This is a genomic window from Streptomyces spongiicola, from assembly GCF_003122365.1.
GTDB lineage: Bacteria > Actinomycetota > Actinomycetes > Streptomycetales > Streptomycetaceae > Streptomyces > Streptomyces spongiicola.
This window is the reverse complement of record NZ_CP029254.1, coordinates 959,354-983,846: the sequence shown is the minus strand read 5'-3', so window position 1 is coordinate 983,846 and position 24,493 is coordinate 959,354. Positions and strand designations below refer to the sequence as shown.

The window sequence follows — 24,493 nt, the reverse complement described above, 5'->3', positions numbered from 1 at the left end:
GCGACGGGGCGGGACGGCAGCACGGACGGTGGGCGAGGACCACTTCCCCGCACGCGGCCCCGACTGGCAGGCCTACGCGGTGAACTGTCGCATGGATGGAGCCAACTGGCAGGCGCACGCGGGCAACTGTTGAATGGATGGCGCCAACTGGCAGGCGTACGCGGGCAACTGTCGGATGAACGGCGTCAACTGGCCGGCGGACACGGTCAACTGTCAGATGCATGGCCCCAACTGGCCGGTGGGCGAGGGGAGTACGGATGTAGGGTGCTGTGCGCAGGCCGTGCGGGGGGTTCAGGACGAGTCGGACCGGCCTCGGGCCCGGCGGTGGGCTCCGCCCGTCCGCGTGCCGGCAGCACCGCCGACCACCGTCAGGGAGAGCGAGACCCGCCATGGCCCATCCGCCCCTCCTCCGCGACGTCATCGACATCAAGGAGTCCATATCCACCTCGGACTTCGTGCTGTCCCTCGCCGAGGCGACGACCCCCGAGGGCGCGCGGAACGCGCTCAAGGACTACGTCGTCACCGAGCGGCTGCTGGAGAACTTCGACGAGGCGCTGGCTTTGATCAGGTCCGCGCTCGACGGGCACCGCTCCAAGGCGGCCTATCTGCACGGCTCCTTCGGTTCCGGCAAGTCGCACTTCATGGCCGTGCTGTACGCGCTGCTCGGCGGCGACCCCGCCGCCCGCGCCCGTACCGAGTTCGACCCGGTGCTGAACAGGCACGAATGGCTGACCACGGACGGCAGGAGGTTCCTGCTCGTGCCGTACCACATGCTCGGCGCCAAGGCCCTCGAACAGCGGGTGCTCGGCGGGTACGTCACGCACGTCAGGAAGCTGCACCCGGACGCCCCGACCCCGCAGGTGTACCGGACCGACGGCCTCTTCGACGACATCCGGGCCAACCGCGCCACCTACGGCGACGAGGCGGTCATCCGCGGCCTGGGCGGCGGGAGTGACGCGGACGACGGCGAGGAGGACGAGTGGGGCGAGGGCTTCGCCTGGACCCCGAAACTCCTGGACACAGCGCTCGCCGCCGAGGAGAACCACGAGGCGGGCACCCCGCTCGACCTCCGCAACCCCTCCACCCCGGCCGAGCTGCGCGCCAAGCTGGTCAACGACGCCGGCACCAACCTCTTCCCCGGCTTCGCCAGGAGCGCCGCCGAGGACGAGCACGGCTTCGTCTCCCTGGACGCCGGTCTCTCCGTCATCGCCGAGCACGCCGAGTCGCTCGGTTACGACGGCCTCATCCTGTTCATGGACGAGCTGATCCTCTGGCTCGCGACCCTGATCCACGACCAGAAGTTCGTCGCCCGCGAGGCCAGCAAGATCACGAACTTCGTGGAGGGCGGCGACGCCCGCCGCGCCATCCCCGTCGTGTCCTTCATCGCCCGCCAGCGCGACCTGAGGGAACTCGTCGGCGAAGAGGTCTCCGGTGCCGCCGAGTCGTCCATCCAGGACACCCTGAACCTCGCCTCGGGCAGGTTCGACAAGATCACGCTGGAGGACCGCAACCTCCCGCAGATCGCCCACGCCCGCCTCCTCAGGCCGAGGGACGCCGAGGCGGAACGCCTCGTCGACGCGGCCTTCGAGCAGACCAGGCGGCTCGGCCACCAGGTCTGGGACACCCTCCTCGGCTCGGAGAAGGGCACGACCGGCGCGGACGCGGACTCGTTCCGGCTGACGTACCCGTTCTCGCCGGCGTTCATGGACACCCTCGTCCACATCTCGTCCGCGCTGCAGCGCTCCCGTACCGGTCTGAAGCTGATGGGCCAGCTGCTCGCCGACCACCGGGGCGAGATCCGGCTCGGGCAGCTCGTCCCGGTCGGCGACCTCTACCCGGTGATCGCGGAGGGCGGCGACAAGCCGTTCACCGACAGTCTGAAGGTCGTCTTCGAGGCCGCCGACAAGCTCTACAGGACCAAGCTGCGGCCCTACCTCCTCACCTCGCACGACATCACCGAGGACGACGTCGAGCAGTACCGCAACCGTCCCGAGGCCGTCACCGACCCGCAGCGCGCCAACCGCTGCCGCATGTTCGCCGGTGACAACCGGCTCGTGTGCACCCTGCTGCTGTCGGCGCTCGCGCCCAGCGTGCCCGCACTGGCCGAGCTGACCGTCCGGCGGCTCGGCGCCCTCAACCACGGGTCGGTCCTCGCGCCCATCCCGGGCGCCGAGGTCGGCATCATCAAGAACAAGATCGCCGAGTGGGCGGCCCGGTTCCCCGAGATCAAGGAGACCGGCACCGACGCCAACCCCGGTGTGCGGCTGGAGCTGTCCGGCGTCGACGTGGACTCCGTCATCGCCAACGCCCAGGTCAACGACAACCCGGGCAACCGGGTCGCCCTCGCCCGGCGCCTGCTGTCCCGGGAACTGGGCGTCGAACACGGCCGGTTGAGCGACCAGCTCGGCTTCGTGTGGCGCGGGACCGCCCGCACCGCCGAGATCGTGTTCGGCAACGTCGCCGACGAGGACGAGCTGCCCGACCACGACCTGATGCCGCAGGAGGACGGCCGCTGGCGGATCGCGATCGACCTCCCCTTCGACGAGGGCGAGTGGGGCCCCGTCGAGGACGTCAACCGCGTCCGGCGCCTGCGTGAGCGCCAGCAGGGCGAGCGGTCCCGTATCGTCGCCTGGCTGCCCGCCCACCTGTCCGCGCAGCGCTTCGCCGACTTCCGGCGGCTCGTCGTCATCGACAAGGCCCTCGCCGACGAGCACCGCTTCGACACCCAGTACGCCGGCCACCTCAACGCCGACAACCGCACCCGCGCCAAGGGCCTCCTCGAAACCCAGCGCGAGGCTCTGCTCAGGCAGGTCAAGGGCGCCTTCAAGCAGGCGTACGGGCTCGCCCGGAAGCAGGCCGCCGACGTCGTGCCCGACTTCGACGACCACCTCGTCCCGCTGCCCGACGTGGACGGCCTCACCCTGTCCTTCGGGCAGAGCCTGCACGACGGCATCCGGCACATCGCGGGCAGGCTGCTCGCCCACCAGTACCCGGCGCACCCCGACCTCGACCCCGACGGCACCGGCATCGCCGTCAAGTCCGCCGACAGCCGCAAGGTGTTCACCCACGTACGGGCCGCCGCCGAGGCGCGGGACGGGCGGGTGGAGGTCCCCGCCGCCGACCGCAGGCTCATGCAGCGGATCGCCGGGCCCCTGCGCCTCGGGCAGCAGAAGGAGGCCTACTTCGAGCTGTCCCGCTACTGGGCCGACCACTTCCGGCAGCTCGCCAGCGCCCAGGGCGTCACCGGCGACCTGTCGCTGATCACCCTGACCGACTGGACGGACAAGCCCGACCCGCGCGGCCTGCCCGACTTCCTCGCCCGGCTCGTGGTCGCGTCCTTCGCCGAGATGGACGACCGGGTGTGGGTGCGCGGCGGCACCGTACTCGACCCCGCGCCCGAACTGCCCGCGGTCAAGGACCATGACGCGCTGCGCAGCCAGCCGCTGCCCCCCGAGCCCGACTGGGACACCGCACGGCAGCGCTTCGAGACGATCTTCGGGCAGAAGGCTCCCGCCCTCCGGCGCGGCCGGATGGTCAACCAGTTCGCACGGCAGCTCGCCGAGGCCGCCCGCGCCCACCGGGACCACGCGGCCGACCTGGTCCACCAACTGGAGGCCCACGCCTCCTTCCTCGGCCTCGACCAGACCGCCGACACCGGACGGCTCGCCCTCGCCCGCCGCTCCCTGCAACTGCTGGACGCGCTCACGGCGGAGGCGGGCAAGGGCGCGGCCGGGGCGAAGAAGACCGTGGAGGCCCTCGCCTCCTTCGACCTGGGCGAGACCGGCGCCGACCGGTACGGCACCTCCGTCAAACAGGCCCGCGGCGTCGCCGAGGCCGTCGCCTCCGCGCCCTGGAGCACCCTCGAACTCGCCGCCGGACTCGGCCCCGAGGGCGCGGCGCTGCTCGACTCGCTGCGCAACGTCGCCCGCGACGACCAGCGCACCGCGGACCTGTGCGACGCCCTGGCCCGCACCCAGCGCGAGGTCGTCGCCCTGGTGAAGCGCAGCCAGGCCGCCGCCACCCCGCCGCCCGTGCCCGCAGCGCCCCAGCCCACGGCCGACGACCTGTCCCTGAACACGGCGACCAGCGACCCGCGCATCGCCTGCACCCGCCAGGAGCCCGCCGTGCCGGCCTCCTCCGGCGGCGGCACCGCGCGGAAGGCCGGCGGCCGCCGGACGACCGCGGCACGCGCCGCCGCCGACCTCCGGGCGGAACTGTCCGAACTGGCCGCCCGCCACCCCGACGCGACCATCGAGATCACCTGGAAGGTCGTCGAATGACGGGCGCCGCCGCAGCACCGGGCGCCGCCGGGGCCGCCCCGGACACCGCCGCGGCGGCCCCGGGCGCCGTCCGGCTGAACACCGCCACCGTCACCCAGTACCTGTCCTCGCAGACCTCCCTCGCCCCCGCCCTGACCGCGGACGGCGCGGGCAGGCGCCGGGTCGTGCTGCTGCGGTCCGCCCCGCAGTGGGACGGGCCCGCCGAACCGGCCTGGGGCGAGGGCCGGACGGCCGCGGTCGCGCCGGCGCCCTCACCGCTGGCCGTCCACGAACTCGTCCTCGACCATCTCTCGGGCCGCCGCCCCGGCCCCGCCGTCCTCGTGGTCCTCACCGACCGCGAGCAGAACGAACTCGACCCGGCGATCACCGCCCGCGTCCACAAGCAGCGCATCGGCACGGTCGACGGCTGGGACGTCGTGCGGGAGGCGTTCGGCGCCCGGCAGATCGACCCGCGCCTGAAGGACGCCGACTGGGCCGCCGAAGCCCTGCTCGACGCCACGCCCCCCGGCGGCTGGCCCCCGGTGCCCGGCGGCTGGCTGTCCCGGCAGTACGCCCTCACCGCGCTCGCCCAGCGCCGGCTGCGCCTCGGCCGCCACGACACCGAGAGCGGCCCGCGACGCGGTGGTGAGGACCGGCTCGACGCCCAGACCCTGCTGCACTGGTCGACCCGGCCCGGAGCCCCCGAGCGGCTGCCCGGCCTGCGCGGTCCCGAGCGCGCCGGGCTGACCGGCTTCCTCGGCGAGGAGGACCAGGCCGGTCCCGCCGGACGCGCCCTGCTCGCTCTCGTCGACGCCGAGCGAGGCGCGGACGCCGCCGCCTACGGCCTCGTGTGCGCGGCCCTGTGGCAGCACGCCGAACCCGCCCCCGAGACGTATCAGGCCCGGGGGCGTGCCGAACGCTACCTGGGCGACCAGCCCCCTGCCGCCGGCGAACAACTCGACGCCCTGCTGCGGGGTTTCGGGCGGTCCGCCGAGGAGTACCTGAGCACGCTGCTGGCGGCCGGGCACCGGGGCGGCGGCACCGACGCCGACCAGGCCCGCGCGGCCCGCCGCACCGGCGGCATCGTGCTCGACCGGGCCGCCGTGCTGGCCCGCCGGTTCGGCGCGGAGGCGGCCGCCGCCGCGAGCCCCGTGCTGCGCGCAGGACTGGAAGCCCGGTTCACCGCCGTCGGCCGGGCCCTCGCGGCGGCCGACACGGCCGCGGCCGCCGAGGCCCTGCGACGGCTCGCGGACCACCGGCTCGCCGCCGGCCCGGACGAGTCCGCCCGTGTGGAACGCGCCCGCATGGGGCAGCGCCTCGCCCACTGGCTGGCCACCGACCCGTCCACCGACGCACCCAGCGTCGGCCACGCCGTACAGCGGCACGTCACCGAGACCGGCTGGGCCGACCTCGCCCTGGAGCACATCGAGGCCGGCGGCGACCCGGACCCCGTGCTCAAGGTCGCGTACGACACCCTGGGCACCCGCGTCAGGGACCGGCGGCGGCGGATCGACGCGTCCTTCGCGCGCACACTGGCCGGCTGGACACAGGACGGCACCCACCCGGGCCGCATGCTCACCGTCGAGACCTTCCTCGACCGGGTGGTCGGGCCCGTGGTGCGGCACGGGGACGGGCGGCGGGTGCTGCTGCTCGTGCTCGACGGCATGAGCGCGGCCATCGCCAACGAACTAGGCGAGGAACTGCGCCGCTCCTGGGCGGAGTTCGACCCGCTGGCGCAGGACACACCCCGTCGGCGGGCGATGGCCGCCGCCCTCCCCACCGTGACGGCCGTGTCCCGGACCTCGCTCTTCGCCGGCACCCTGAGCAAGGGCACCCAGGCCGACGAGAAGCGGCTCTTCCCCGCGCTGAAGCTGTGGGGCGGGGCCCCGGCCGCCGTCTTCCACAAGGACGACCTGCGCACCGAGACCGCGGGCGGCACCTTCGGCCCGGCCCTCACCGAAGCGCTCTGCGACGGCAGGACGCACGTCGCCGTCGTCCTCAACGCCATCGACGACCGCCTCGCCGGGGAACAGAAGCTCGGCGACGGCACCTGGCGGGTCGATGACGTACCCGGCCTACGCGAAACGCTCCGGGTGGCGGCGGCCCAGGGCATGGCGGTCATCGTCACCAGCGACCACGGCCATGTCGTCGACCGGCACGGCACGAAGGCCGACGCGGCCACCGAACCCGCGTCCGCGCGGCACCGCCTGCCCGGCGGCCGGCTCGGCGAACGGGAGATCGCCCTCACCGGCCCTCGCGTGGTCTGGCCGGAGCCCGGCGCGTCCATCGTCGCGCTCTGGGACGCGGACTCCCGCTACACCGCCCTCAAGGCCGGCTACCACGGCGGTGCCTCCCTCGCCGAGTTCACCGTCCCGGTGCTCGCCTTTCTGCCGTTCGGGGCGGAACCACCGGCGGGGTGGCGGGAGCTGGGGGATCAGCGGCCGCCCTGGTGGACTCCGGAGGAGGCGGGGAAGCCGGTGCCGGACGAGCGCTCGGCTCAGTCGGCCGGCGTGGTTCCGAACAATCCGAGGAATCCGAGGAATCCGAGGAATCCGCAGAGTCCGCAGAGTCCGCAGAGTCCGCAGAATCCGAAGAATCCGAAGAAGGGGACGGCGAGACCCCGCAAGAAGCAGCCCGACCCCGAATCGCTGCACGACGCGCTGTTCGACGTGGCGCTGACGGCCGGGGGAGACGACGCCCTCCTCACCCCGACCGTCGTCTCCCGGACCGAGGTGCTCGTCACGGCGCTGCTCGACTCGGAGACGTACCGGGTGCAACTCGACGGTCTGGCGCGCAAGCCGCAGCGGGAGCAGGTCCACAGGGCACTCGCCGCCCTGCTCGACGCGGGCGGCACCCTGCCCGTGACCGCGCTCGCCCAGCGAGCGGGCATGCCCACCACCCGGGGCGACGGCTTCGCCGCGGTCCTCAGACAGCTCCTCGACTTCGACGGCGTTCAGGTGCTGGAGACCCTCCCGGACGGGCGCACGCTACGGCTCCACGAGGCGCTGCTGCGCGAGCAGTTCGCCCTCGGGGCGGGCTGACGGCAGCCGGGGCGCCGCCGGTGCCCCACCTCCGCTCCCGCCGTCCCGGGCCGGAGGAGGACGGCACCGGCAGTGCCCCCGAGCGGGCGTCCCCGGGTGATCTCGCCGGTTCGGGGCGGAGTCGGCGCCGCGCCTCGGTCCGACCCACGAGGCGGGGCCCCCTCGCCGCACCGCCATTTCGCCCCTTCGCCGTACCGCCACTTCGCCCGGCTGACCGCCCGACCGGCCGACCGACCGGCCGACCGCAGTCCTCCCGCCCGTGGACGGGCGCCCCCGGGCAGATGGAAGACTGCTGCCCGTGAGCACCACCGGATCCCAGCGCCCCGCACGGGTGAGCGCCGCCCGCCGCCGAACCGTCATCGACGCGCTGCGGCGCGGTGCCGTACCCGACAGCGGACTCGACCTGCTGGCCACCGGACTCGACCGGTTCGAGGCGGCCCTGGACGCCGAACTGAGCGCCGTGGCGTCCGGCGGCTCCGTGTTCAAGGCCGTGCGGGGCGAGTACGGGTCCGGCAAGACGTTCTTCACCCGCTGGCTGGGGGAGCGGGCCAGGCGCCGCAACTTCGCCGTCGCCGAGATCCAGGTCTCGGAGAACGAGACCCCGCTGCACCGGCTCGAGACGGTCTACCGGCGGCTCACCGAACGGCTCACCACCTCCAGTTTCCCGCCGAGCGCACTGCGGCCCGTCGTCGACGCCTGGTTCTACGCCCTGGAGGAGGACGCCCTCGCGGCCGGCGCCACCGAGGAGGAGCTTGCCGACGAGGTGGAGAAGCTGCTCCTCGCACGGCTCGCCGAAGTCTCCCGGCACGCCCCGTCGTTCGCCACCGCCCTGCGCGGCTACCGGACCGCCCTCGCCGGCGGCGACGAGGCGACCGCCGCGGCGGTCCTGGCCTGGCTCGGCGGCCAGCCGCACGTCGCCGCCTCCGCCCGCCGGTCCGCCGGGGTGCGCGGAGACCTCGACCACTTCGGCGCGCTCGGGTTCCTGCAAGGGCTCCTCACCGTCCTGCGCGACTCCGGGCACACCGGGCTGTTCGTCGTCCTCGACGAGGTCGAGACGCTGCAGCGGGTCCGCTCGGACGCCCGCGACAAGGCCCTCAACGCGCTGCGGCAGCTCATCGACGAGGTGCACTCGGGCCGCTTCCCCGGCCTCTACCTGGTCATCACGGGCACTCCGGCCTTCTACGACGGTCAGCAGGGGGTGCAGCGGCTGGCGCCGCTCGCCCAGCGGCTGGCCACCGACTTCACCACCGACCCGCGCTTCGACAACCCTCGCGCCGTGCAGATCAGGCTTCCCGGCTTCGACCAGCGGTCCCTCGTCGGACTCGGCCTCACCATCCGCGACCTGTACGCCGACGCCGCGGACATGCCCGAGCGCACACGGAAGGTCGTCGACGACGCCTATGTGGCCGACCTCGCGGCAGCCGTCGGAGGGGCGCTGGGCGGGAAGGCCGGAGTGGCTCCCCGGCTGTTCCTGAAGAAGCTCGTCGGGGACGTGCTCGACCGCGTGGACCAGTTCGACGACTTCGACCCCCGCCGGCACTACCGGCTCACCGTCGCCGGCAGCGAACTCACCGACGTCGAGAGGAACCTGGCCGCCGCGGTCCCCGCGCGTTCCTCGTCGGCCGATGACATCGACCTGGAGCTGTGATGGCGGCGGCGGGACTCCCGGCCGGGAAGGGGCCGGGTGACGGGCAGGCCGACGTACTGGACCGGCTCGACCCCGTCGTCCTGCACCACATCGTCAACACCCTCGGATGGCCCGATCTGCGTCCGCTGCAACGGGCCGCGATCACGCCGCTCATGGAGGGGCGGGACGCGGTACTCCTGGCCCCGACGGCGGGCGGCAAGACGGAGGCGGCCTGCTTCCCCCTGCTGTCGGCCATGACCGAGCGTAAGTGGACCGGCACTTCCGTGCTGTACCTGTGCCCGCTCAAGGCACTCCTCAACAACCTGGCCGGTCGCGTCGACACCTACGCCCGGTGGCTGGGGCGGCGAGCGGCGCTCTGGCACGGCGACACCAGGGAGTCGACCCGGCAGCGCATCCGGGCCGAGGCGCCGGACATCCTGCTGACCACGCCCGAGTCGCTCGAAGCGATGCTCATCGGCGTCAGGACCGACCACGCCCGCCTGCTGGGAAGCGTCCGGGCCGTCGTCGTCGACGAAGTGCACGCGTTCGCCGGGGACGACCGGGGGTGGCATCTGCTCGCCGTGCTCGAACGGCTGGAACGGGTCACCGGGCGGCCCGTCCAGCGCGTCGGACTCTCGGCCACCGTCGGCAACCCGGCCGAGTTGCTGCACTGGCTGCAAGGCGCCTCCGCGGGCAGCCGCGCCGGGCAGGTGGTCGCCCCCGGCGTGCGGCTGCCGGCCACCGACGGCAGCGGACACGGTGGCACGGCGAGTCCCGGGCCGGCCGGAGGACCCCCGGTCGATGTGGAACTCGACTACGTCGGCTCCCTCGACAACGCGGCCAGACTCGTCGCGGCACTGCACCGGGGAGAGAAACGGCTCGTCTTCTGCGACTCGCGCCGCCGGGTCGAGGAGCTGGGCGCTGCGCTCCGCGCGCGCGAGGTGACCGTCTTCCTGTCCCACGCCTCACTCTCCGTCGATGAACGCACCCGTTCCGAGCAGGCGTTCGCCGACGCCCGCGACTGCGTCATCGTCTCCACGTCCACCCTCGAACTCGGCATCGACGTCGGTGACCTGGACCGCGTGATCCAGATCGACTCGCCGGCCTCCGTCGCCTCGTTCCTGCAGCGCGTCGGCCGCACCGGACGGCGGCCCGGCACCGTGCGGAACTGCCTTATCCTCGCCACCCGCAAGGAGACACTGCTTCAGGCGGCGGGACTGCTGCTGCTGTGGTCGCGGGGCTGGGTGGAACCCGTCGTCCCCCCGCCCGAGCCGCGCCACCTGGTGGCCCAGCAACTGCTCGCCGTCACCCTGCAACAGCACAAGCTCGGCGACCGGTTGTGGGACCGGCAGTGGAACGGCCTCGCCCCCTTCGACACGACAGCCGCCCCCATCCTGCGCTTCCTCACCGAGGAGGGCTTCCTCGACAGCGACGGCGGGCTGCTGTTCGTCGGCCCCGAGGCGGAACGCCGCTTCGGCAAACGGCACTTCATCGCACTCACCGCCTCCTTCACCGCACCTCCGCAGTTCACCGTCCTGTCCGGACGCACGGAGATCGGCCGCACCGACCCGAGCGTGCTCACGGAGGAACGCCCCGGTCCCAGGCGACTTCTGCTCGGCGGACGCAGCTGGCAGGTCACCTACATCGACTGGCTGCGCAAACGCGTCTTCGTCGAACCGGCCGACGGCGGCGGCATCGCCAAGTGGATGAGCGGCGGCGTGGCGGGGCTCTCGTACACCCTGACGCGCGCCATGCGGGAGGTGCTGCTGGGCGCCGACCCGCCGGTCTCCCTCACCCGGCGTGCGCAGGCCTGCCTGGCCGGACAGCGCGACCTCGACGCACCCGGCACCGTCCACCCGGACGGCACGTTGATCACGCGCGTGGGCTCCGACGTCCGCTGGTGGACCTGGGCCGGCTACCGCGCCAACGCCACCCTGGCGGCCACCCTCCGGCCGGTCGCCGACCCCCTGCAGCGGCCCGCCGACGGCTGGCTGCGCCTGCGCGAGGACCTCACCCCGGCCGAATGGCGGGCGGCCCGTGGGAACGTCGGCGGGAACCTCGTCCTGCCCGACGTGGACCGCCGGGCGGTACGCGGCCTGAAGTTCTCCGCCGCCCTCCCCGAACGCCTCGCCGTGGCCACGGTGGCGGCCCGCCTGGCCGACTTCGACGGCGCCCGCTCGGTGCTCGGCGAGCGGGTGCGCTTTCAGTACGACGGCTGATCGCGCGCACGGGAAGGCGCACCGGCCTGGTCGGGCACCGGACGGATCGCGCACCGGACTGGTCGCGCATCGGACGGATCGCGCATCGGACGGATCGCGCACCGTGCGCCGGAGCCTTCCCCGGCGGACCGTGCGGAGCACGGAGCACGGAGCACGGCGCACGGCGCACGGATCGCGGAGCGCCGCACGGATCGCGGAGCGTCGTGCCCGGTTGCCGCTCGCGCCCCGGTCCGGTTGCCGCTCGCGCGCCGGGCGGGAACGGCCGCTGCGGACGGTTCCAGCCCGGGGGAGTGCGGGCTCAGCCCAGCGCCCGGTCGAGGTTGAACGCCGCGCTGATCAGCGAGAGATGGGTGAACGCCTGCGGGAAGTTGCCGTTCTGCTCGCCCGTGCGGCCGATCTCCTCCGCGTACAGGCCGAGGTGGTTGGCGTAGGTGAGCATCTTCTCGAACGCCAGCCGCGCCTCGTCCGGGCGTCCGGCGCGGACCAGGGCCTCGACGTACCAGAAGGAGCAGATGGAGAACGTGCCCTCGGCGCCGCGTACGCCGTCCGGGCTGGCCTGCGGGTCGTAGCGGTAGACCAGGGAGTCCGAGACCAGTTCCTCGCCGAGGGCGTCCAGGGTCGCGAGCCACTTCGGGTCGGTCGGGGAGATGAACTTCGCCAGCGGCATCATCAGCACGGCGGCGTCGAGGACGCTGTCGTCCTCGTGCTGCACGAAGGCGTGGCGCTCCGCCGACCAGCCGCGATCCATGATCCGCCGGTAGATGCCGTCGCGCACGCCGCCCCAGCGCACCATGTCGGCGGGCAGTCCGCGGCGCCGGGCGATACGCATGGCGCGTTCGATCGCCACCCAGCACATCAGCCGGGAGTACAGGAAGTTCTTGCGTCCGCCGCGCGTCTCCCAGATGCCCTCGTCGGGCTGGTCCCAGTGCGCGCAGACCCACTCGACGATGCCGCAGACGCGGTCCCATTGGTCGCTGGAGATCGGTTCGCCCCACTTGTCGTAGAGGTAGACCGAGTCGATGAGCGCGCCGTAGATGTCCAGCTGGAGCTGGTCCACCGCGTCGTTTCCGACCCGGACGGGGCTGGAGCCCAGGTATCCCTCGAGGTGGCTCAGTTCGCGCTCGGCCAGTTCACGTCGGCCGTCGATGCCGTACATGATCTGAAGGGGGCCCCCGTCGCCGTCCGAGACGCAGACGTACTCGGTGAGGAACCGCATGAACGCCTGCGCCTCGCCGGTGAAGCCGAGCCGGAGCAGGGCGTAGACGCAGAAGGCCGCGTCGCGCACCCAGACGTAGCGGTAGTCCCAGTTGCGCTCGCCGCCGATCTGCTCGGGCAGGCTGGTGGTGGGCGCGGCCACGATCGCGCCGGTGGGGGCGTAGGTGAGCAGTTTCAGGGTCAGTGCGGAGCGGTGCACCATCTCGCGCCAGCGCCCGCGGTAGCGCGACCTGGACAGCCAGCGCCGCCAGTAGTCCACCGTCGCCGCGAACAACTCCTCGGCCGTGGCGGTGGGACACGCCTGCGGAACCACGCCGCCGCCGAGCCGGTCGAGCGCGAAGACGGCGGTCTCCCCCTCGTGCAGCTTGAACAGCGACCACACGTCGCGGCCGTCGGTCTCGACCGGCACGCTGGAGGTGAGCGAGAGACTCGCCGCGGTCGACTCGAAGACCGGGTACCCGCCCTCCCACCGGATGGTGTGCGGCTCGGCCCCGTAGTCGAAGCGCGGCGCGACCAGGGCCCGGAAGGGCAGCGAGCCGCGGACGCAGACCACGCGGCGGATCAGCCGGTGCCGGTCGGCCTCGCGCGAGTCGTCGGTGATCGGCATGAAGTCCTGGATCTCGCCGACGCCGTCCTCCGCGAAGAAGCGTGTGATCAGCACATTGGTGTCGGGGAAGTAGAACTGCTTCGTCCGGGCCGGGACGTCCGGCGCCAGCTCGAAGCGGCCGCCCTTCTCGGTGTCGAGGATCGACGCGAAGACGCTGGGCGCGTCGAATCGGCCGCAGCAGTACCAGTCGATGGTTCCGTTCGTCCCGACGAGGGCGGCGCTGCGCAGGTCGCCGATCAGCCCGTGTTCGGAGATCGGCAGGTACCGGGGGGTGCCGGCGCCTCCGGGAGCGCTCGCTCCACCGGCGGCTTGGTGCGTCGGAGAATCAGCAGCCACGGGTCGTCCTCCCTGCCTCTCGGCAAATGCGCCCGTACCTCGCATTTCATACTAGGCCGCCTGGCTGAGGAGGGCCCGGAGAGCGGGGAGAGCGGGGAGAGCGGGGAGAGCGGGGAGAGCGGGGAGGGAGGGCGGAGAGGGGAGGGCGGAGAGGGGAGGGCGTGGATGCCCGGGTGGGGTGGATGGGACGGGGGAGAGCGCGGATGCCCGGGCGGGGCGCGTGGTCGCGGAGGCCACGGGCCCCACGCGGGTCGCCATGCGCCGCTGCGGGCCGCTGCGGGCCGCCTCGGGGGTGGGGCGCCGGGGTGTCGGGGGCGGGGAGAGGACTGGAAACGGCCGGGTCGGCCGGGTCGGCCGGGTCGACCGGGTCGGCCGGAGAGAGCCGGATAGGCGGGGGCTGCGGGGTGCCGGGAGCGCCGGGAGCACTGGCGGCCCGGCGAAAGCCGGGAGGGGCGGCGGGAGGGGCGCCGCGGTGCGGGGCCTCCGGCCCCGGGCGGTGCCACCGTCGGTGGAGTGGCGGCGGCACCGTGGCGTGAGCCGGAGGCCGGCCCGGCCCGGCGGGGCGGCACGTGCGTCAGAACACGAACGGGCCCGGGGCCTGCGGAGAGGTGGCGCTACAGGTCACGCTGATGCCGAACACCACGATCGTGAGGGACTCGGCCTCAAGGCTGTCGCCCGCGGCGACCGTGCCGTTCAGCGGTCCGGTGGAGACCGTGGCGCCGGCCGGGATCGCCGGGTTGGCGCTGCCGGTGAACGTGGCCGTGCCGGATCCGTTCTTCGTCAGGGTGAGGGTCGAGCTGATGGAGTTGGCGGAGAGGGGGAAGGGCGACTTGATGGCCGAGGTGGACAGGTTGATCGTGGCCGCGGTGCCGTCCTGCGTTGCCGTGAGAGTGGCCGTGCCGGATCCGAACGAGCTGCATTCGAACGACATGGTCGCCGTCGTGGGTTCGACCGCCGTGGCCGCCGGGGCCAGGGCGAGCGAGCCGAGGGCCGCCGCGGTGAGCAGGGCTGTGCCTGTGCCGAGTCTGCGGTGCTTCATCTGGGTCCCGCCTTCGTGTGTGGGGGTCACGGGATGGCGTCGCCGACCGCCGCTGCCCGCGCGGGCACCGTCCTCCGGCTCACGGAAGGCTCCGGCTCACGGAAACTGATGGGCCGTCAGAGACGGTTGCCATTGGTTCAGCAACTCCCGTAGAAAGCAAGCGCGTAGACGCAGATCGTTTACATGTAGGGGTCAGTTCCAGCCTCCGGGAGAGACGAGGACACCGGCCCGGACTCCTTCCGGCCCGGGCTCCTTCCGGCCCGGGCTCCTTCCGGCCCCCCGGACCCCGGACCTCTTCCGGCCCCTTCCGGTACCCGCCCGCAGCCGTCGAGGACTCCGGGGCGCCGTGGGCTGATCCGCCGTCGGTGAGGGACGGCCGCCGCCCGGCGCGGGAAGCCGTCGCCGCCTCCGGCCGTGAGCGGTGCGGGAGGGCGGCGTCGCGTCCGGCCTCCCGGCCCGCGGGCTTGCGGCCTCCACGGCACGCCACCGTCCCGGGCTCCCCGCGTCCGACCCGCCCGGCTGCCCGGTCCCTCCACGGCTCCACGGCTCCAAGGTCCCACGGTTCCACGGCCCCCAGGCCCCTCCATGGCACCACGGCTGCCCGCGTCCGGCCACCCGGCTCCACGACTGCCGGGGGAGGGAGGCCGGCCACCCGGCCCCCCCGTTCCGCGAACCCCGGAGAAGGGAGGCCGGCCACCCGGTCACCCGGCCACCCGTTCCGCGGATCCCGGACGGGGCCGGGCGCGCAGTCCTCGTCAGCCCCGGCCGATGTACGGCATCGCCGTGGCCATCACCGTCGCGAACTGCACGTTCGCCTCCAGGGGCAGCTGTGACATGTGGAGCACCGTCCGGGCCACGTCGTCCGCGTCCATCACCGGCTCGGGGGCGGTGCGGCCGTCGGCCTGGAGGACGCCCGTCTCCATGCGGGTCGTCATCCGCGTGGCCGCGTTGCCGATGTCGATCTGGCCGCAGGCGATGCGGTAGGGGCGGCCGTCCAGGGACAGCGACTTGGTGAGACCGGTGACGGCGTGCTTCGTCGCCGTGTACGCCACCGAGTGCGGACGCGGCGCGTGCGCGGAGACGGAGCCGTTGTTGATGATGCGGCCGCCCTGCGGGTCCTGGTCCTTCATCACCCGGAACGCGGCCTGGGCGCAAAGGAACGACCCCGTCAGATTGACGTCCACGACATGGCGCCACGCCTCGTGGGAGAGGTCCTCCAGGTGCACTCCGCCGGGCCCGAACGTGCCCGCGTTGTTGAACAGCAGGTCCACCCGCCCGAACCGTTCCCGTGCCGCGGTGAAGAGGTCGGTGACGGCGTCCGGTGACGTGATGTCCGTCGGGACGCAGAGGACGTCCGCCCCGGCGGTCAGCGAAGCCGTCTCCTCCAGTGCCTCCGCCCGCCGGCCCGCCAGGGCCAGCGACCAGCCCGCGCCCGCGAATGCCAGCGCGACGCTGCGCCCGATGCCCGATCCGGCGCCCGTGACCACCGCACTTCTCCGTTCAGCGTTCATGGCGCCGCAGCGTACGGCAGAGCGGCCGGCGGTGGGTCGTGCCGCGGTTCGGGGTCGGTGTCGGATGTCGGTGCCGGGGGCCGGGGGCCGGGGGCCGGGGGCCGGGCCGGGCTTCGGGGGCCGGGGGCCGGGGAGGGTCTCGCGGTCTGCGGACGAGCTGAGAGCATATGGGGCGACGACCAGGACAGGAGCTGTCGATGCCGGAGAGCGGCCCCACCACCCCAGAACACATATCCCCCTCCGCATCCGGACAGGTCCCGGCGTCCGCATCCGGAGGGGTCCCGGCACCGGCCCGCGCTCCGCTGGAGGCCGCGCCGCCCGCCGCCGCCGTCGCGGCCGCCCGCCGGGCCGGCCTGCTCGTCACCCTGGTCCTCGGCGGCCTGACCGCGCTCCCGCCGCTCTCGATGGACATGTACCTCCCCGCCCTCCCGGAGGTCACCGGCGACCTCGGCGCCCCGGCCGCCACCATCCAGCTCACCCTCACCGCCTGCCTCGCCGGAATGGCCCTCGGCCAGCTCGCCGTCGGCCCGATGAGCGACAAGTGGGGCCGCCGCCGGCCGCTCCTCGCGGGCATGGCGGTGTACGTGGCGGCCACCGCGGCCTGCGCCTTCGCGACCGGCGCCGAGACGCTGATCGCCTTCCGGCTGCTTCAGGGCCTGGCCGGGGCGGCCGGGATCGTCATCGCCCGGGCCGTGGTGCGCGACCTCTACGACGGCGTGGAGATGGCCCGCTTCTTCTCGACCCTGATGCTGGTCTCCGGAGTGGCACCGATCGTCGCGCCACTCATCGGCGCCCAGGTCCTCCGGGTCACCGACTGGCGCGGAATCTTCCACGTCCTCGCCGTCGTCGGACTGCTCCTCACCCTCGTCGTGGCGAAGTGGCTGCACGAGACGCTGCCCCCGGAGCGGCGACACGGCGGCGGTGTCGGCCACGCCCTGCGCACCATGCGCGCCCTGGCCGCCGACCGGGTGTTCACCGGGTACACGCTGGCGGGCGGTCTCGCGTTCGCCGCGCTCTTCGCCTACATCGCCGCCTCCCCGTTCGTGGTGCAGACTCTTTTCGGTGCCTCGCCCCAGACGTTCGGCCTGCTCTTCGCCGTCAACTCGATCGGCCTGGTCGCGGTGGGCCAGATCAACGGAAAGCTGCTGGTGGGCCGGGTCAGCCTGGACAAGGTCCTGGGTGCCGGCCTCGCGGTGATCGCGCTGGCGGCACTGGCGCTGCTGCTGATCACGGCCGGTGTCTTCGGCGAGACCGGGCTCCTGCCGGTGGCGGCCGGACTCTTCGTCCTGATGTCGGCGATGGGCGTCACCCTGCCCAACACCAACGCCCAGGCCCTGACGCGTGCCCCGCACGCCGCCGGATCGGCGTCCGCGCTGCTCGGCGCATCCTCCTTCCTGATCGGGGCGATCGCCTCCCCGCTGGTCGGCATCGCGGGCGAGACGACGGCGGTGCCGATGGCCGTCGTCCAACTGGTCTGCGCGCTGGGCGCGCTGGGCTGCTTCCTGGCCCTGTGCCGGCCGTGGCGTACGGGGAGCCAGGACCGTACGGGAGGCCAGGGGAGTCAGGACCGTACGGGGCGTACGGGAGGTCAGGGGAGTTAGGACCGTACGGGGCGTCTGTCAGGCTTCGTCAGGACCGACGTTGCGGAGCGTGAGTCGTCGCAGGTCAGCCGGACACGTGGCGCGCGGCACCCTCTGGCCGCGTGCGGAGTCACGAGGCAGGGTCAGGTGTGGGGGCACGGATCGCACCCCCGACCAGGACCCGCCCGAGGGTCTGCGGTTCGCTACCCCTGTGCGCCGCGCCCCCGACTCCGGGCAGCGTGACCAAAGCCCCGCCATGCTTCCCGATCCGGGGGTACGGCGGGGCTTGTTCCGTTTTCGCTCTCCGTTACGCCACGCTGCCGGTAGCCGTACCCTGGCTCTATGACTGCCGTGGGCAAGAAAGTCAAGCAAGCCCGCAAGCTAAGTGGGCTTACGCAAACCGAGTTGGCCGAATCGTCCGGTGTCTCTATCTCCACCATTCGGAAGCTGGAGCAAGGGGAGCGGGACGCGGCGCGAATGGAGACGCTGCGGGCCCTCGCCCTGGTGCTCCGCGTCCCCACCATGTCCCTGGTCGCCGAGCCTTCCGAGGACGGTCCCACGCCGGGGACACCCGAGCTGTGGAGCCCTGTACGCGCGGCCCTGGTTCGGCCACATGGCGGCAGTAGCGATGAAGCCCCAACCACGCACGGCGTTGCCGATGCTGTTGCCACGGCCGTTCCCTACTACCGCGCGCACCGCTTCACCGAACTTGCGGCGATCCTGCCGCATCTGATCAACGATGCCGAAGCACTCGGGTGCGAGGGACGCGCCGAGCGGCTGCGGGTGCTCCAACTGGTCGCCGGGGCGCTGACTCACACGCGACAGTTCGACCTTGCCGAGATCGTGTTGCGTCGGGCAATGGACGATGCAACGGACCGCATGGTTACGGCGGCCACCGTCAACACCCTGTGCTGGCTGCTCATGCGGCAAGGGCGATTGGACGAAGCGCTACACACTGCCTCGCGCTGGGCAGACGAACTAGAGCCTCGGATCAGCCGAGCCACCCCCGACGAGCTGTCGGCTTGGGGCTTGCTCCTGCTCAACGTCTCTGCCGCTGCTATCCGCAACAACCAACCGGGGGTCGCCGCAGATGCGTTGAAGTTCGCTTCCAGCGCTGCAACAGCGCTCGGCAGGGAGGTGCGGCCGGCTCACGAACAGATGCGCACCTTCGGTCCGATCTCCGTCCGCATGAAGACCGTGGAAGACGCCTTGGTCCGGAACAAGCCCGACCACGCACTACGACTCGCGGGGACGCTTGGTAAGACGGCACCACGGTCCGCGGTGCTTCCGTCCGCGAGCGTGCGGGCTCGGCATGGACTCTCGGTAGCCGATGCATACGCCCGTCTTGGGCAGTACACCGAAGCGTTCGGCAAGCTGTCCGAGGTACAGGCGTCGTCGCCCGAGTGGTTCCCCAACCAATCCCCTGCGCGGGACGTACTCCGGTCGGTGGTTGACGGGCGACGCAAGTTGACTCCCGAGATGCGAACCATGGCCGGCACGCTGCAACTGGCCATCTGAAAGGGGTAGTTCGGCGCTGTCAGTAATGGAAGTGCCACAGACAGCGTTGCCCCGTGGGTTCTAGCGTCACCGCATGACCCGACGACCCCCCCGCCGACAGTGCCCGCCGACGCGCGCTCTTGGACGCCGCGTCAGGTCTCTGGCCCTTCCGCTACGCGTACCCCGCCCCCGAGCCCCGCCCCGACGGGGCGCCGAAGGGGTGCGAGCCCAAGTCGGGGGAAGCGCGATGAGCGCGGCCCCTGCCGTTGGCGCGCTGGTCGTAGACACACGGGTTGACCAGCTCGGGGAGTTCCGCGGGGTCGCCGGCCCGTACTGGTCACTGCGCCCCCTTGGCGGTGGAACCGAGTGGGACGCCGAGCCCGAGCACGTGCGCCCCGCGGATCCGAAAGAGCGTCTGCGCGCGGAGACCGCCCGTGTGAACGCCCGGAGCCGGGGTGAACGGCTGTGACCACTACAGCCCGGCGCAGATTCGTCTTCGTGGACTGGACGTTACGGCCCGATCGGGACGACGACGCCCCGCCCACCACCTACGCGTTCCGGTGCCTCGCGCTCACCGAGGACGACGCCGAGTGTGCCGCAACGTCACCCGCGAGCGAGGACCCGACCGAGCCGCAGACGTGGGTGTTCGACCACATGCGTGAGCACCCCGAGCACGGCAGATCTACCTGTGAAGACTCCGCCCCCTGCCGGGGATGACCTGCTCACGGTTCTCCCACACCACCCCCGGCAGGGGGGCGGGCACCACCTCACCCCGGTTGGATCATCCGCCCGCAACCCTTGGACAGGTCGAGCGCCGACCGGGGCGGGTCCTGCACGACACCACCGTAGGAAGCGACCAAGGAGGAGACTTGCAAACGAGCCTCGCAGGCACGGAGACCACCGCACCGGCCCCGTGGGGGCTGCGCCGAATGGCTCCGCTGCGCAACGGTTCCCCCTCGCCCTGGCGGTACGCGGGCATCGACCCGGCCACGCAGACCGGCCGATGGGTTGGGGAGGACGGAGCGATGACGCCGGCCGAACTCGGCAAGCACGGTACGAGCGTGAACACCTACCCGCCCACGCAGGTCGGGAAGGACGGCAAGGTGGACAGCGACTCCGGCCACGACGCGACACAGGACTAGGGGGCAGCGCCATGGACGGACGCCCGGTGCTGGTCTGCACGGAGTTCGAGGACGCAACCGCTGATCTGGTCATCGCGGAACTGAACCGGCGCCGGGTGCCCGTCCTCCGGTTCGACCCGGGGCGCGACTTCCCGGCGCCGGTGGTGCTCGCCGCGCGCGTCGGGGCTGGGGGCACCTCCCGGACGAAGTCTGGGGGAGGCTGGGGCGGGCGGCTGACGGTCGGGGAGCGTACGGCCGACCTGTCCGCCGTGCGCGCCCTGTACCACCGTCGGCCGAGTCCCTACCCGACGAACAGCGGTGAGCAGGCGGTCCGGTTCGCCGCGCAGGAGAACCGGCGCGGCCTGGGCGGCGTGCTGGGTGCGCTGCCGGGGTGCCTGTACCTGAGCCACCCGCAGGCCATCGCGCGGGCGGAGTACAAGCCCGCGCAGTTGTCCGCGGCGCTGCGGGCCGGGCTCACGGTCCCGGCCACCCTGATCACGAACGACCCGGGGCAGGCCAAGACGTTCTGCGCCGCACAGCCGACCATCTACAAGCCGTTGCACGCGGGGGCGTACGAGGTCGAGGGCGAGCCCGCCGGAATCTGGGCAGCCCCGGTCGAGGCGGGCGAAGTCGACGGCGCTGTGAGCCACAGTGCGCACCTGTTCCAAGCGCAGGTACCCAAGGTGGCGGACGTGCGCGCGGTCGTCGTCGGCGAGCAGGTGTTCAGCGCCCGGATCACCGCGCCGCCGGGGGTCGTGGACTGGAGAGCCGAGTACCAGAGCCTCACCTATGAGCCGGTCGCCTGCCCGGAGGAGATACGCGGGGCGCTGCTGCGGTTCCTCGCAGACTTCGGGCTGAACTTCGGCGCCTTCGACTTCGCCGTGACCACGGACGGCGCATGGTGGTTTCTGGAATGCAACCCCAACGGCCAATGGGCGTGGCTGGAAGACGCGGCCGGACTGCCGATCACACACGCAATCGCAGACCTGTTGGAGAACGGAGCGAGTCAGCATGAGTGACCCCCTGCCGTCGGAACACCTACGGTCCGACCTCGCGCGGCGCCTGTCCAAGGCTGGCGCCCTGCACAGCCCGGAATGGGAAGCGGCCGTCATGTCGGTGCCCCGCGAGGCGTTCCTCTCGCGCGGTTGGTTCGAGTACGAAGACGGCGGCTGGTACCGACCCGCGGCCGGAGACTCCGCGGAAGGACTCGCGCGGATCTACGAAGACGACACCCTCGTGACGCAGGTGGCCGGGGGCGTCTTCCCCGACCAGGTCGAGGGGCGCATCGCGGCGGCCCCCTCGTCGTCGTCCACCCTGCCGAGTCTGGTCGTGCGGATGCTCGAAGACCTGCGGGCGACCGAGGGGACGCGCGTTCTGGAGATCGGCACGGGCACGGGCTACTCAACCGCGCTGGTGTGCCATGTCGTCGGCGAGGACAACGTGACCACGGCCGAGGTCGACGCCGAGGTGTCCGCCCGCGCAGGGATCGCGCTCGCGGGCGCCGGGTACTGGCCTGCCCGCGTGGTCGGTGACGGACTGGCGGGCTACAAGGAGGGCAGCCCGTATGACCGCGTGATCGCCACGTGCGGCGTGCACACCGTGCCGGCTGACTGGCTCGCGCAGACCAGGCCCGGCGGTGAGGTCCTGGTCACGGTCGGCGGATGGATGCACGCATCCGAACTCGTACGGCTCATGGTCGCTGACGACGGCACGGCCAGCGGCCCGGTTCTCGGCGGACAGGTCTCGTTCATGCTGGCCCGTCCCCACCTTCCGCCCCCGCTGGGCATCCTGCCGAACCTCAGCGAGGGCGACGCGGTGCCCGTGGAGCTGGGCGCGGATGTGCTCGACGACTGGACCGCCCGGTTCGTCGCGCAGTTCGCCGCGCCGCGCGCGCAGCGGCTCACGCTGGAACGCGACGGCCGGACCGAACACGTCGTGATCGACGTGGACGCCGAGGCGTGGGCGGTCGTCTTCCAAGACGGCGGCCGGTGGATGGTCCGGCAGGGCGGCACGGCGCGTCTGTGGGACGAGATCACCGAGCGTGTCACGCAGTGGCAGGCGGACGGGCGCCCGCCTGCCGACCGTATGCGGCTGCACGTCGGCCCCGACGGGCAACGCCTCACCTGGGCTTAACCGCGGGCTGACAGCCTCCATACCGCCCCGTCCGTCCGTCGTTCCCCCGTGGCGGACGGGCGGGGCTTCCTTACGCGCTCGGGGTGGCCCCGTCCGGCTTCTGTTCGGCCACGTACGTACCGCGCCCCGACACCGCGTATACGAGACCTTCCTCGGTGAGCACGGCAATCGCCCGGCGGACGGTCGGGCGGGATAGGCCGTACCCGTCGGCGAGGGCGTTCTCGCTTGGCATGGCGCGGTTGGGTTTCCAGTCGCCTCGCTTCACGCGTGCGCGCAAGATCCCCGCGAGCTGCTGAAACGGCGCCTCTGGCGCGTCGCGCTCCACCTGGTCATCCGGCCCGTACTCCATGGGCCGACGGTATCCGGCCGACCGCCCCCTGACACCTCCTGACAGGCTCATGCAGCCCTTTGTCCAGGGTCGGCCCACAAGAAAGCCCCGGCAACGACGGGCTAGGTCGTCACCGGGGCGGAGCCCATCAGCTGTAAGGAGCTGACGAACGTGGCCGACCTTATCGCGCGCGTCCTCGCGTGCCTGTGTTCGCTGCTGTTGCCCTCTCAGGGGAAGCACCGCGCCACCCCTGCCCCTACGCCGGAACCGGCGGCGCCCGCGGCGTCTTCGCGTTCCCGGCGGTCGCTGCCAGAGCACAAGAGCCCGTACGCCCGCGAGGCGGCCGAACGGCGCCCCTTCGTGGACACGATCAGTCCCGTGCGCCCGTACGTGCTCGCCGAACCTCGCAGGCGGCCGGACGATCCCGAGCGGCGGGCGCAGGCGGAACGGCGTTGGGCTCTGGAGATGGCGGAACGCGGTATCGACGTTGGGCCGAGTGTGATCCATGGGCGGTACGTCCCTGGCCGCCGCACGGTGCGGGTGGCGGTGGGAGCGTGAGCGCTGCTGTCTGCTGCCGCTGCGAGCGGCTGACCCTCGCCCCCGTCGCGGTGCGCTACGTCGACGGGCGAGCGGCCCCGGGTGGACGCTCTACGCCTGCCCCGACTGCGCGCCCCGCATCGCCCCGGTCCCCTGCCCGCGGAGGTCGCCTCGCCACGGCGCGGCTGACTCTCTGCCGACCCTTTGCCCCGTCCGGACACGTTCCGGGCGGGGCTTCGTCGTCCCCAGGGCGCGGCGGGCATGGTCGGTGCCTACTCGGTGGGGAGCGGGGCGGCCTGCCGGTCGGCGAGGCGGGCGGCGACGGCGGAGCGCAGGGCGTTGCCTGCGTCGCCGGTGCCGTCGACCTCGCGTCGGAGTCCGGCGAGGGTTTCGCGTAGGCCGGGTTCGAGGGCGTCGAGGTTGAGGCGGGCGCGCAGTGCGGCGCCCTGCTCGGCGGGCAGGCGGTCGGCGAGGGCGCGCTCGACCGTGTGCACGACGCGCGCCGGGTCGGGCTCGGTGAACTCAGCGCCCGCGAGGCCCTGCGGCTTGGTGTGCCGGGCGGCGAGGTAGGACGGCAGTTCCGTGCGCAGCGCGGACAGGGTGTCGAGGTCGGCGCCCTCGATCACGTCCTGAGCGGTGCGGCCGGCGTCGAGCAGGGCGCGGGCGCGGTCCCATGCGCGGCCCTGCCTGGTCTCGGCGAGCAGCTGCTCGGCCGTGCCCCCGGCCGGGGCGGTGGCCTTGTTTGCGACGGTGCGCACCAGGGAGGCGGCCTGGCTGGCCTGTGCCTCGATGCGGTCGAGGTCGGCGGCGGCCTGCTCGCGGGCGGCGCGGGCCATGTCGGCGCGGCGCCGGTTGTTGGCCTCGTCGGTCAGGTCGGGGTCACGGAAGGTGTGGGCGGCGGCGAGGGCGTCGGACAGGCGGCGGCGCAGCGCGGCAAGATCGGTCTTGCGGGTCTCGGTGAGCCGGTGAACGGCCGTGTTGGCGTCGATGTGGTTCGGGCCGGTGAGGGTGAACATGCGCGGTCAAGTTCCTTCGGGGCGGGGGGAGTTCAGTAAGGGCGGACGCGGGGCGCGGTGCCGCTGGTGTCTGGGGCGGGGATGGTGGCGGGGCGCATCCCGTGTGTCTCTGCGTAGCGGCGCATGGCGTCGACCTCGGCGAGGTGGTCGGCGGGCGGCCCGTCGGGAGCGTCCTCCTCGGCGAACCGGACGCCGGTCTTGCGGGCCGTGTCTCGGATGTGGGCGAGCCATCGGGCGTTGTCGGTGTACAGGGTTCCGTCGACCCACCACGGGGCGGTGTGCACGATGCCGCGCTCGCCGAGTACGGGGTGTGTGCTGAGCGGGCCGGATCGGGTGTCGGGCGCGGTGACCTTGCGCCACGGGATACGGACGGCGGCGGGAGTGTCGTCGTCCCACTGGTCATGGTGAACGGTGGCGGTCGTCATCC

18 protein-coding genes are annotated in these 24,493 nt (G+C 72.9%); 12 read left to right on the top strand and 6 right to left on the bottom strand.

Annotated elements, in window-relative coordinates; translation table 11 throughout:
* Window positions 1-389: 389 nt before the first annotated feature.
* From pglY to DDQ41_RS04140, 4 genes are all read left to right on the top strand, one after another.
* On the top strand, window positions 390-4,280 hold the full coding sequence (gene pglY, locus DDQ41_RS04155) for a BREX-2 system ATPase PglY (protein WP_109293254.1): 3,891 nt from the start codon (window positions 390-392) through the stop codon (window positions 4,278-4,280).
* The gene (pglZ, locus tag DDQ41_RS04150) at window positions 4,277-7,300 is read left to right on the top strand and encodes a BREX-2 system phosphatase PglZ (protein ID WP_162602614.1); all 3,024 of its coding nucleotides are present in this window, start codon (window positions 4,277-4,279) and stop codon (window positions 7,298-7,300) included. The genes pglY and pglZ overlap by 4 nt, the downstream gene beginning before the upstream one ends.
* Before the next feature lie 298 nt (window positions 7,301-7,598).
* Entirely contained in the window at window positions 7,599-8,948 is a 1,350-nt protein-coding gene (gene brxD, locus DDQ41_RS04145) for a BREX system ATP-binding protein BrxD (protein ID WP_109293253.1), read from the top strand.
* Entirely contained in the window at window positions 8,948-11,146 is a 2,199-nt protein-coding gene (locus DDQ41_RS04140; RefSeq protein WP_109293252.1) for a DEAD/DEAH box helicase, read from the top strand. The genes brxD and DDQ41_RS04140 overlap by 1 nt, the downstream gene beginning before the upstream one ends.
* A 298-nt stretch (window positions 11,147-11,444) precedes the next feature.
* Here the strand turns inward: DDQ41_RS04140 and DDQ41_RS04135 are convergent, their stop codons facing one another.
* From DDQ41_RS04135 to DDQ41_RS04120, 3 genes are all read right to left on the bottom strand, one after another.
* Complete coding sequence (locus DDQ41_RS04135) at window positions 11,445-13,304, bottom strand: glycoside hydrolase family 15 protein (RefSeq protein ID WP_109293251.1); 1,860 nt, start codon at window positions 13,302-13,304, stop codon at window positions 11,445-11,447.
* A gap of 574 nt (window positions 13,305-13,878) precedes the next feature.
* Window positions 13,879-14,343: a hypothetical protein gene (locus DDQ41_RS04125; RefSeq protein ID WP_109293249.1), complete on the bottom strand. Its 465-nt coding sequence runs from the start codon at window positions 14,341-14,343 to the stop codon at window positions 13,879-13,881.
* Window positions 14,344-15,098: 755 nt separating this feature from the next.
* Complete coding sequence (locus DDQ41_RS04120) at window positions 15,099-15,854, bottom strand: SDR family oxidoreductase (protein ID WP_174720256.1); 756 nt, start codon at window positions 15,852-15,854, stop codon at window positions 15,099-15,101.
* Between the two features lie 197 nt (window positions 15,855-16,051).
* Between DDQ41_RS04120 and DDQ41_RS04115 the strand changes: the two genes are divergently transcribed.
* From DDQ41_RS04115 to tgmC, 7 genes are all read left to right on the top strand, one after another.
* Window positions 16,052-17,455 (top strand): multidrug effflux MFS transporter, encoded by a 1,404-nt coding sequence (locus DDQ41_RS04115; RefSeq protein WP_262508346.1) that lies wholly within the window; start codon window positions 16,052-16,054, stop codon window positions 17,453-17,455.
* Between the two features lie 321 nt (window positions 17,456-17,776).
* Entirely contained in the window at window positions 17,777-18,952 is a 1,176-nt protein-coding gene (locus DDQ41_RS04110) for a helix-turn-helix domain-containing protein (RefSeq protein ID WP_109293247.1), read from the top strand.
* 226 nt (window positions 18,953-19,178) lie between these two features.
* Window positions 19,179-19,400, top strand: coding sequence for a hypothetical protein (locus DDQ41_RS32215; RefSeq protein ID WP_109293246.1), 222 nt, complete (start codon window positions 19,179-19,181; stop codon window positions 19,398-19,400).
* Window positions 19,397-19,648, top strand: coding sequence for a DUF7848 domain-containing protein (locus DDQ41_RS04100; RefSeq protein WP_109293245.1), 252 nt, complete (start codon window positions 19,397-19,399; stop codon window positions 19,646-19,648). The genes DDQ41_RS32215 and DDQ41_RS04100 overlap by 4 nt, the downstream gene beginning before the upstream one ends.
* Before the next feature lie 152 nt (window positions 19,649-19,800).
* Complete coding sequence (gene tgmA, locus DDQ41_RS04095) at window positions 19,801-20,073, top strand: putative ATP-grasp-modified RiPP (protein ID WP_230396635.1); 273 nt, start codon at window positions 19,801-19,803, stop codon at window positions 20,071-20,073.
* An 11-nt stretch (window positions 20,074-20,084) separates the two neighbouring features.
* Complete coding sequence (gene tgmB, locus DDQ41_RS04090) at window positions 20,085-21,071, top strand: ATP-grasp ribosomal peptide maturase (protein WP_109293243.1); 987 nt, start codon at window positions 20,085-20,087, stop codon at window positions 21,069-21,071.
* Window positions 21,064-22,185, top strand: coding sequence for an ATP-grasp peptide maturase system methyltransferase (gene tgmC, locus DDQ41_RS04085; protein WP_109293242.1), 1,122 nt, complete (start codon window positions 21,064-21,066; stop codon window positions 22,183-22,185). Before tgmB ends, tgmC begins: the two co-directional genes overlap by 8 nt.
* Before the next feature lie 70 nt (window positions 22,186-22,255).
* On the opposite strand, the gene DDQ41_RS04080 is transcribed toward tgmC, so the two are convergent.
* Window positions 22,256-22,534 carry a GntR family transcriptional regulator gene (locus DDQ41_RS04080; protein WP_109293241.1) on the bottom strand — a complete coding sequence of 93 codons (279 nt, stop codon included), beginning with the start codon at window positions 22,532-22,534 and terminating at the stop codon, window positions 22,256-22,258.
* A gap of 150 nt (window positions 22,535-22,684) precedes the next feature.
* Between DDQ41_RS04080 and DDQ41_RS32210 the strand changes: the two genes are divergently transcribed.
* The gene (locus tag DDQ41_RS32210; protein ID WP_262508345.1) at window positions 22,685-23,071 is read left to right on the top strand and encodes a hypothetical protein; all 387 of its coding nucleotides are present in this window, start codon (window positions 22,685-22,687) and stop codon (window positions 23,069-23,071) included.
* Window positions 23,072-23,322: 251 nt separating this feature from the next.
* On the opposite strand, the gene DDQ41_RS31160 is transcribed toward DDQ41_RS32210, so the two are convergent.
* Together DDQ41_RS31160 and DDQ41_RS04065 are read right to left on the bottom strand one after the other, a co-directional pair.
* The gene (locus tag DDQ41_RS31160; protein WP_162602613.1) at window positions 23,323-24,066 is read right to left on the bottom strand and encodes a hypothetical protein; all 744 of its coding nucleotides are present in this window, start codon (window positions 24,064-24,066) and stop codon (window positions 23,323-23,325) included.
* Between the two features lie 32 nt (window positions 24,067-24,098).
* A complete protein-coding gene (locus DDQ41_RS04065; protein WP_109293240.1) occupies window positions 24,099-24,491 on the bottom strand; it encodes a hypothetical protein in 393 nt (130 codons plus the stop codon).
* Between the last annotated feature and the right edge of the window lie 2 nt (window positions 24,492-24,493).